The organism is Moorena sp., assembly GCF_982860115.1.
In genome coordinates this window covers 1-7,514 of the sequence record NZ_CEYLVT010000302.1, presented here as the reverse complement: position 1 = coordinate 7,514, position 7,514 = coordinate 1, and the positions used below count along the sequence as shown (strand labels likewise).

The window sequence follows — 7,514 nt, the reverse complement described above, 5'->3', positions numbered from 1 at the left end:
GGGAGTAGGGAGTAGGGAGTAGGGAGTAGGGAGTAGGGAGTAGGGGTCACAAAATTGACTTTACCTGATAAGTATGGTAAAAGCTATAGTCATTATTTATTAGCCATTGGTAGTCATTGGTGATTAGTCTAGGACTTACCCAGGGAAAAGAAAAATTAACGTTTTAGGCAATAGGGAAATTCGGAGCTGGGCATTACAATGACTATCAATAAAACATTAACTGCCGTAGAGCAAATGCCACAACGGTCACAGAACAAACTACCACTAGCTGACTCGGTAAAGGCGAAATGGTATATTTCATGATGGCTTCCATCAGAGGCACAGCCCCAAGCACTGACCAATTGATGCCGTGGAAAATCATCAAATAGCCTACACCATAGGCATGGATGGTTAGTAAACCACATAGGCAGCTAAATGCCAATGTCTCGACTCGTGGTTGTACCCGAAAGGCTAAAAAACCACACACCCAGGCTCCGGCAATAAAGCCTAGTATGTATCCAAAGCTGGGTTCTTTGATATAGCCAATACCTCCACCTTGAGTAAAGATTGGCAGGTTCAACCCGATGACAACATAGGCAATTTGAGAAAGAGCACCAGCATTTCTGCCTCCTAAACAAGCAGCTAGTAGGACTGCTCCAATCTGATAGGTAACCCCTAAGGATATAGTTTGAACACCTTGAGTTGACCAATCCCAGGGTGGATTGGAGACAAAGAAGGCTTCTAGAAACGTGCCGCCGATGGTCAGCAGCAAACCAATTATGGCCCACAAAATCTCATTGGGAGCAGACACAGTTACATCGATAATCTATTTATTCTGGGAGTTATATTCTCCGGGAATCGGAGCTTCACCACCGGTTAGACCCAAAGAGTCCAGCATAGCGTGGTCTTGCTCTGGTGGCTGTCCCAGAGTGGTGAGGTAGTGTCCAATCAGCATAGCATTGATTCCGGATTTTAGCCCTTGTGCCTGCAATTGGCCCATCACGGCTTCTCGCCCACCAGCATAGCGCAGGATTTGCTCAGGTAGGATCATCCGGAAAATTGCGATCGCTTTTAGTGCTTCATAGGTATCTAGCTTCCCAGATTCTCCCAAAGGCGTTCCAGAGCGAGGATTGAGCAAGTTCAGGGGTACTGATTCCACCTTTAACTCCCGCAGGGCTAGAGCTAAATCAACTCGGTCTTCCCAGCTTTCTCCCATGCCCATAATTCCACCAGTGCAGGCTTGAATCCCCACTGCTTTCAAGTTCTGGATCGTCTCAACGCGATCGCGCCAGCTGTGGGTAGTCACAATTTCTGGGAAAAACCGCTCTGAGGTTTCTAAGTTGTGGTTGTAGCGAGTTACCCCAGCTTCTTTCAGGGCTTCGGCTTGTTCCGAGGTCACTTCTCCCAAAGCACAGCAAGGCTTAATGCTGGTTTCGGCAATAATCTCCCGTACGGTTTCCAGAATTTGTTCAAACTCTTTCGATTTAGGACTACTGTACTTTGGTCCACGTCCCTGACTCACTAGGCAAAAACGTTTGGCTCCAGCTGCTTGAGCTGCCTTAGCTTGAGCCATAATCTCTTGCTTAGACTTAAGACCATAAATCGGGGAATCAACGCCAGGATGGTGAGCCGACTGGGCACAGAAGCCACAGTTTTCTGAGCAGCCACCCGATTTGACATTGACGATACTACACAAATCCACCGTATTACCACAGCAGGCTTGGCGCACTTTGTCAGCTGCTTGGCACAGCAGCAATATATTATCCTGCCCTTCGAGTTTAGTCAGGGCTAAGGCTTGCTCTCTAGTAATGCGATCGCCTGCAATAATCCCCTCAGTTAGCTTTTGCAGCCACTCATTCACGGATGCTGGGGATGTTGAGCATTGTTCTGGTGTACTTGCTGGTGTAGTTGATAAATCTACAGATAGACCTACAGCAGTTGACAAAGGTGCTTGAACCACAGTATCTCCCACATATATCAGCTTTAAAGGCACCCCTCACTATACCACCTTAGAGTAATTTTGCTAGTGAACTCTACTACCCCAACTAAAAATTTAACCTTTTCTTAATTATAATTTAACCTAATGCTTAACCTACTCTTTATGGTGGAGCGGTACACTCCGGCTGTGACGCCTAAAAAAATCAAGCCAATTCCATGTTGTCTCAAAAGAATAATTTATTCTCAATAGCATTGATCACCTCCTTAGCCGTGGGGATTACCTCCTGTGGTGGTTCAACCCCTACAGCTCAAGTTAAGGTAGATGGTTCCAGCACCGTATTTCCTATCTCTGAGGCCATGGCGGAAGAGTTCCAGAAAGCCAATCCCGGAATCCAAGTTACCGTCGGTGTCTCTGGTACTGGTGGTGGATTCAAGAAATTTTGTGCTGGAGAAACCGATATTTCCAACGGCTCCCGTCCGATCAAAGAATCAGAAATAGAGCTTTGCAAGAAGGGAGGAATTGAGTACATCGAATTGCCCATCGCCTTTGATGGACTCTCTGTAGTAGTTAACAAAGACAATAACTTTGCTAGTTGCCTAAAAACTGCTGAACTTAAAAAAATCTGGGAACCAGCAGCTCAAGGCAAAATCAACAACTGGAATCAAGTTCGTCCTGGTTTCCCCAATCAAAAACTAGGACTTTATGGTCCAGGAACTGACTCCGGAACCTATGACTACTTTATGGAAAACATAGTTGGTAAAAAAGTTGGCTCTCGGGGCGACTATACCGCTAGTGAAGATGACAATTTGATTGTCCAAGGGGTATCTACTGATAAGGGTGGACTAGGCTTCTTTGGTTACGCCTACTACGAAGAAAACAAAGATAAACTCAAACTGTTACAGATTGATGGAGGAAGTGGTTGCGTTGCCCCTAGCACAGCAACTATTGCCGATGGGACTTACAAACCTCTATCTCGCCCAGAGTTTATCTACGTCAAGAAAGAGGCTGCAACTCGCCCTGAAGTTAAAGCGTTTGTAGACTATCAGTTGGCAGCAGCCAATTCCAAATTAATCTCAGAAGTTGGCTATGTTCCCATGCCAGAAGACATTATGATGTTGGTGAGAAAGCGTTTTAGCGATGGCACAGTTGGTACAGTCTTTGCTAATGCTCCTAAAGGCTCCAAAGTGAAAGATCTATTAGAGAAATAAAGAATAGTAAATGATGTCTTAAAGTGTGAATGATGAAGTCTGAATGATGAACGGTGGAAAGAAAAAAGTTGCTAAGTCACGCAGTCACCTTGATAGATATCAGCAGTACATCTATAAGTAGAATTATTTCATTTCTCACACTTGATTTATCACAATTGATTCCTCACACTTCAGACTTCATCCTTTACCCTTTATGCTTGGCACTGCATCCTAACCTAAGAGAACGCTATCAGGCGAACACACTTGATCCTTCACAGGTAATACTTTACTGATGACTATCACTCCGCCATCTTTTGAGTCATCAGACTCTGAGATGTTTCGACCAAACCGGCAGTTAAACAAGCGGGTAGAACTGGTAGTAAAAATAGTTTTTGCTACCTTTGCCTTTGTTTCTGTGGCAACTACCATCGGCATTGTTCTAACCTTAATATTTGAAACAGTAGCATTTTTCCAAGAAGTATCACTCTGGAAATTCCTGACTGATAAAGCATGGACTCCCTTGTTTGCTAATCCCCAGTTTGGCATTTTTGTGCTGATTAGTGCGACCTTCCTGACCTCTGTAATCGCCCTGATGGTGGCATTACCCCTGGGATTGCTTGCAGCTATCTACTTGAGTGAATATGCATCTAGTGGTATCCGTCGCTGGCTCAAACCTGCCCTAGAAATATTAGCAGGGGTTCCTACGGTAGTATTTGGTTACTTCGCTCTGATGGTAGTTAGCCCCTTCTTAAGAGATTGTATTGGTCTTATTAATTGGGGTATAGCATTTATTGGTCGGCTTATACCTATTCCCGAGTCATTTGCTATTCCAGAGTTACAAGGATTCAATGCCTTAAGCGCTGGGATTGTTTTAGGAATAGCCATTATTCCTATGATAGCTTCCCTCAGTGAAGATGCCATCTATGCTGTACCCAATAGTTTAAGACAAGGTGCTTATGCCTTGGGGGCAACTAAACGAGAAACCATTATCGGAGTAGTAATACCAGCAGCATTATCTGGAATTGTTGCTTCCTTCGTACTAGCGGTTTCCCGTGCTGTGGGTGAAACCATGATTGTTAGCATTGCTGCTGGTCAAAATCCCACCTTGGGACTAAATCCCCTAGTACCAGTGATGACCATGACAGCCTATATCGTTCAGGTGAGCATGGGAGATACACCAGCAGGTTCCCTAGCCTACAAAACTATTTTTTCTGTAGGTATGACCCTGTTCTTACTGACCTTAGCCCTAAATATCTTTAGCTTTTGGTTTGTCCGTCGCTTCCGGGAGAAATACGACTAATGGCACAAGACCTAAAACCTCTAGGAGACGATTCCCCAGGTTACTTCAACCTCGCGCTACCCAAGCGTTATAACTTTGATAAAATCTTCGCCTTTGCTGCCTGGCTTGCCATCTTTTTTGGGCTAGCCATACTCGCAGTATTGCTGATTGAAGTTTTTAGGGATGGTCTGCCCCGGCTCGATTGGCAATTTATCACCAGTCCTCCCTCCCGTAAACCAGACCAAGCTGGTATTTTTCCTCCCTTAATCGGTAGTGTGTGGCTGTTGGTGATAACAGCAATGGTCTCTTTTCCCTTGGGAGTAGGGGCAGGGATTTTCTTAGAAGAATATGCCACTGACAACCTATTGACCCAGATTATTGAAATCAACATCGCTAACCTAGCTGCTGTACCTTCAATTATTTACGGCTTATTGGGTTTACAAGTATTTGTCCGGTGGTTGGCTCCCATTACTAATGGTAGGAGCATACTAACTGGTGCCCTAACCCTGTCGTTGTTAATTCTGCCCATCATTATTGTTGCCACCCGTGAAAGTCTACGGGCAATTCCCAATAGTTTGCGTCAAGCGGGTTATGCCTTAGGAGCAACTCGCTGGCAAGTGATTCGAGAGCATATTTTTCCTCTCGCTTTACCTGGTATCCTGACAGGAACCATTTTGGCACTGTCAAGGGCAATTGGGGAAACTGCTCCTTTAATCACTATCGGAGCCTTGAGCTTTATTACCAGGCCGCCCATGAACCCACAAGATCCATTTACTGCATTGCCAATTCAAGTTTACAACTGGATCTCCCGTCCCCAAGAAGCCTTTCACACTAACGCGGCAGCGGGAATTGTGATGTTGATGATAGTGCTGTTGGTGATGAATGCCGGAGCAATTTTCCTGCGCAATAAATTCCAAACCAATAGATAGCAAGTCACCTGCACCAGTAGTAAAATACCGATTAAAAGGCATAGATTTTTTTTCAGTTTGGATTTAAAACGTTGACAATTACACAGAGTATTTAAAGATGAATTACAACCAAGTTATGGACTACACCACTTCGTCTGTAGAAGTAGAAGTTCCGGTTTTACGGGCTGAAAAAGTTTCCGTCTACTATGGATTATTTTTAGCAGTCAAAGATGTCTATTTAGATATTCCCAAAAACCAAGTTACCGCGTTTATCGGACCGTCCGGTTGTGGAAAAAGCACCTTGTTGCGGTGTTTTAATCGCTTAAACGACCTGATTCCTGGAGCACGGGTAACAGGTAGAATTACCTTCCATGGTGAAAATCTTTATGATAAAAAGTTTGACAACAGCATTGAAGAAGTACGTCGCCGCATTGGGATGGTATTCCAAAAGCCAAACCCTTTTCCCAAATCCATTTATGAAAATATTGCCTTCGGAGCCCGGATTAATGGCTATCAAGGGGATATGGATGAATTAGTGGAGCGCAGTCTTCAACAAGCTGCCCTCTGGGATGAAGTCAAAGATAAACTAAGACAGAGTGGTCTGTCTCTATCTGGTGGTCAACAACAGCGTTTGTGTATTGCTCGCGCCTTAGCCATTAAGCCAGAAGTGTTGTTGATGGATGAACCCTGCTCCGCTCTTGACCCGATCTCCACCCTGAAAGTGGAAGAACTAATGCACGAGCTGAAAGCAAAATACACCATTGTTATCGTTACCCACAACATGCAACAAGCTACCCGAGTAGCAGACATGACCGCTTTCTATAACGCTAGGGCAACGGAAACAGGTGGCAAACAAGGCTATTTAGTAGAGTTCAATAAAACTGAAGTCATCTTCCAAAATCCTCAGCAGGAAGCCACTAGGGACTATGTGAGTGGGCGTTTCGGCTAAATCCCCCCAAAATTTTTCCCTAACATGCAACTAAACCTTGTGTTTTAAACTCAACTCATGGGAGATTTGATCTGATACTAGACATGCCACGGCAACACGCCCGTGGGATTTTTTTTTCTGATGGGGATGATCCCCCCAGTACCAATTCAAGATAGGATCAAATCTGATTATAAAATTGGATTTGTTGTCAATGATGCGAATAAAGCGCTACTTATCAGGTTTTATTGCCCTGGTACTGGTTATGGTTATCGGTTTAACTGGTTGTGCCTCAAGTGGTACAGGCTTAACAGGAGATTACCGTCAGGATACAATAATTGCTCTACAAGAATTAAGACAAGCCCTTGAATTACCAGAAGATTCACCAGATAAGACGGCAATTCGTGAAAAAGCAACTCTACTGATGAATGACTATGCTTCGCGCTACCGCAGAGATAGAGCTGTGTCTACCCTTAATTCCTTTACTACCATGCGAACTGCTGTCAATTCCTTGGCTGGTTACTACAGTTCCTATCCCAATCGCCCTTTACCGAAAAAGGTGAAGGATCGTCTAGAGCAGGAATTTTCCCAAGTAGAGCGTTCTCTCAAACGAGGCGCTTAAGCTGTCGATACCTCGCCTATTGTAGGCGAGGCATAACCTGGGTTAACAAAAAAACTGCGAGTAGAAACCTGTCCTATCTTCAGGTTTCTTGAGAAAATCCTAGGTAAGGGAGGGGTCGATTATCGATGATATCAAAGTTTTGGCCAATTTTTTGATCTGCTCTCGCCCTAACTCTCATCATAAGTAAGAATTTTCCGGAACAGTAGGTAACAGAGCTGAAAACAGTTAAAGATAATGCCAGCCGAAGCGCGGTTAGGGGTTAGAGAGATTATTATAGGGTTTATGGCTACTACTAGGGTAATGGTTCACTAATAATCAACAATAATCAAAGTTGACAAATTTAGCGATGCAGAGGTACGACCCGTGGCGAATTTAATTCTTAACGCGGAAAACGCACCATTACGGTCTTGGGGGTTTCCCCCACTCGCGCTTTGCATCAAGACAATGATATATGCATCAAATAAAACGATATAGATTTACCTATAGATTTACTTATAGATTTACCTATTCTCCCTGCCTTGGTGTTTCCCTTTCTATCCCTAAACTATATAATAACAAGCTAAAGCTAATTTTATAAAAAATCATACTTAAAAACCCCTGTGCAGTAGCGGCGGGGATGAAAGCGATGCAGCGCGGTCTTGGGGAGGCAGCGCCGCCAAAGGGGGTCTCCCCCAT

7 protein-coding genes are annotated in these 7,514 nt (G+C 44.3%); 5 read left to right on the top strand and 2 right to left on the bottom strand.

Going from position 1 to position 7,514, the window contains the following annotated elements; translation table 11 throughout:
* Window positions 1-205: 205 nt before the first annotated feature.
* Complete coding sequence (locus tag AC4II3_RS29795; RefSeq protein WP_071104454.1) at window positions 206-790, bottom strand: biotin transporter BioY; 585 nt, start codon at window positions 788-790, stop codon at window positions 206-208.
* Between the two features lie 15 nt (window positions 791-805).
* Window positions 806-1,939 carry a biotin synthase BioB gene (gene bioB / locus AC4II3_RS29790; protein WP_490722986.1) on the bottom strand — a complete coding sequence of 378 codons (1,134 nt, stop codon included), beginning with the start codon at window positions 1,937-1,939 and terminating at the stop codon, window positions 806-808.
* 194 nt (window positions 1,940-2,133) lie between these two features.
* Between bioB and AC4II3_RS29785 the strand changes: the two genes are divergently transcribed.
* The 5 genes from AC4II3_RS29785 to psb27 all read left to right on the top strand — a co-directional run bounded on the left by AC4II3_RS29785 (window position 2,134) and on the right by psb27 (window position 6,839).
* On the top strand, window positions 2,134-3,126 hold the full coding sequence (locus AC4II3_RS29785) for a PstS family phosphate ABC transporter substrate-binding protein (RefSeq protein ID WP_488015417.1): 993 nt from the start codon (window positions 2,134-2,136) through the stop codon (window positions 3,124-3,126).
* A gap of 271 nt (window positions 3,127-3,397) precedes the next feature.
* On the top strand, window positions 3,398-4,405 hold the full coding sequence (gene pstC / locus AC4II3_RS29780) for a phosphate ABC transporter permease subunit PstC (protein ID WP_488015419.1): 1,008 nt from the start codon (window positions 3,398-3,400) through the stop codon (window positions 4,403-4,405).
* Window positions 4,405-5,313: a phosphate ABC transporter permease PstA gene (gene pstA, locus AC4II3_RS29775; protein WP_488015421.1), complete on the top strand. Its 909-nt coding sequence runs from the start codon at window positions 4,405-4,407 to the stop codon at window positions 5,311-5,313. The genes pstC and pstA overlap by 1 nt, the downstream gene beginning before the upstream one ends.
* 97 nt (window positions 5,314-5,410) lie before the next feature.
* Entirely contained in the window at window positions 5,411-6,241 is an 831-nt protein-coding gene (pstB, locus tag AC4II3_RS29770; RefSeq protein ID WP_488015423.1) for a phosphate ABC transporter ATP-binding protein PstB, read from the top strand.
* Window positions 6,242-6,434: 193 nt separating this feature from the next.
* Window positions 6,435-6,839, top strand: coding sequence for a photosystem II protein Psb27 (gene psb27, locus AC4II3_RS29765; protein ID WP_364415405.1), 405 nt, complete (start codon window positions 6,435-6,437; stop codon window positions 6,837-6,839).
* Window positions 6,840-7,514 lie beyond the last annotated feature (675 nt).

What these genes read in the sequence shown, in the direction of transcription:
- AC4II3_RS29785 (WP_488015417.1), top strand. Translation starts at nt 2,134, where the DNA reads ATGTTGTCTCAAAAGAATAATTTATTCTCAATAGCATTGATCACCTCC.
- pstC (WP_488015419.1), top strand. Translation starts at nt 3,398, where the DNA reads ATGACTATCACTCCGCCATCTTTTGAGTCATCAGACTCTGAGATGTTT.
- pstA (WP_488015421.1), top strand. Translation starts at nt 4,405, where the DNA reads ATGGCACAAGACCTAAAACCTCTAGGAGACGATTCCCCAGGTTACTTC.
- pstB (WP_488015423.1), top strand. Translation starts at nt 5,411, where the DNA reads ATGAATTACAACCAAGTTATGGACTACACCACTTCGTCTGTAGAAGTA.
- psb27 (WP_364415405.1), top strand. Translation starts at nt 6,435, where the DNA reads ATGCGAATAAAGCGCTACTTATCAGGTTTTATTGCCCTGGTACTGGTT.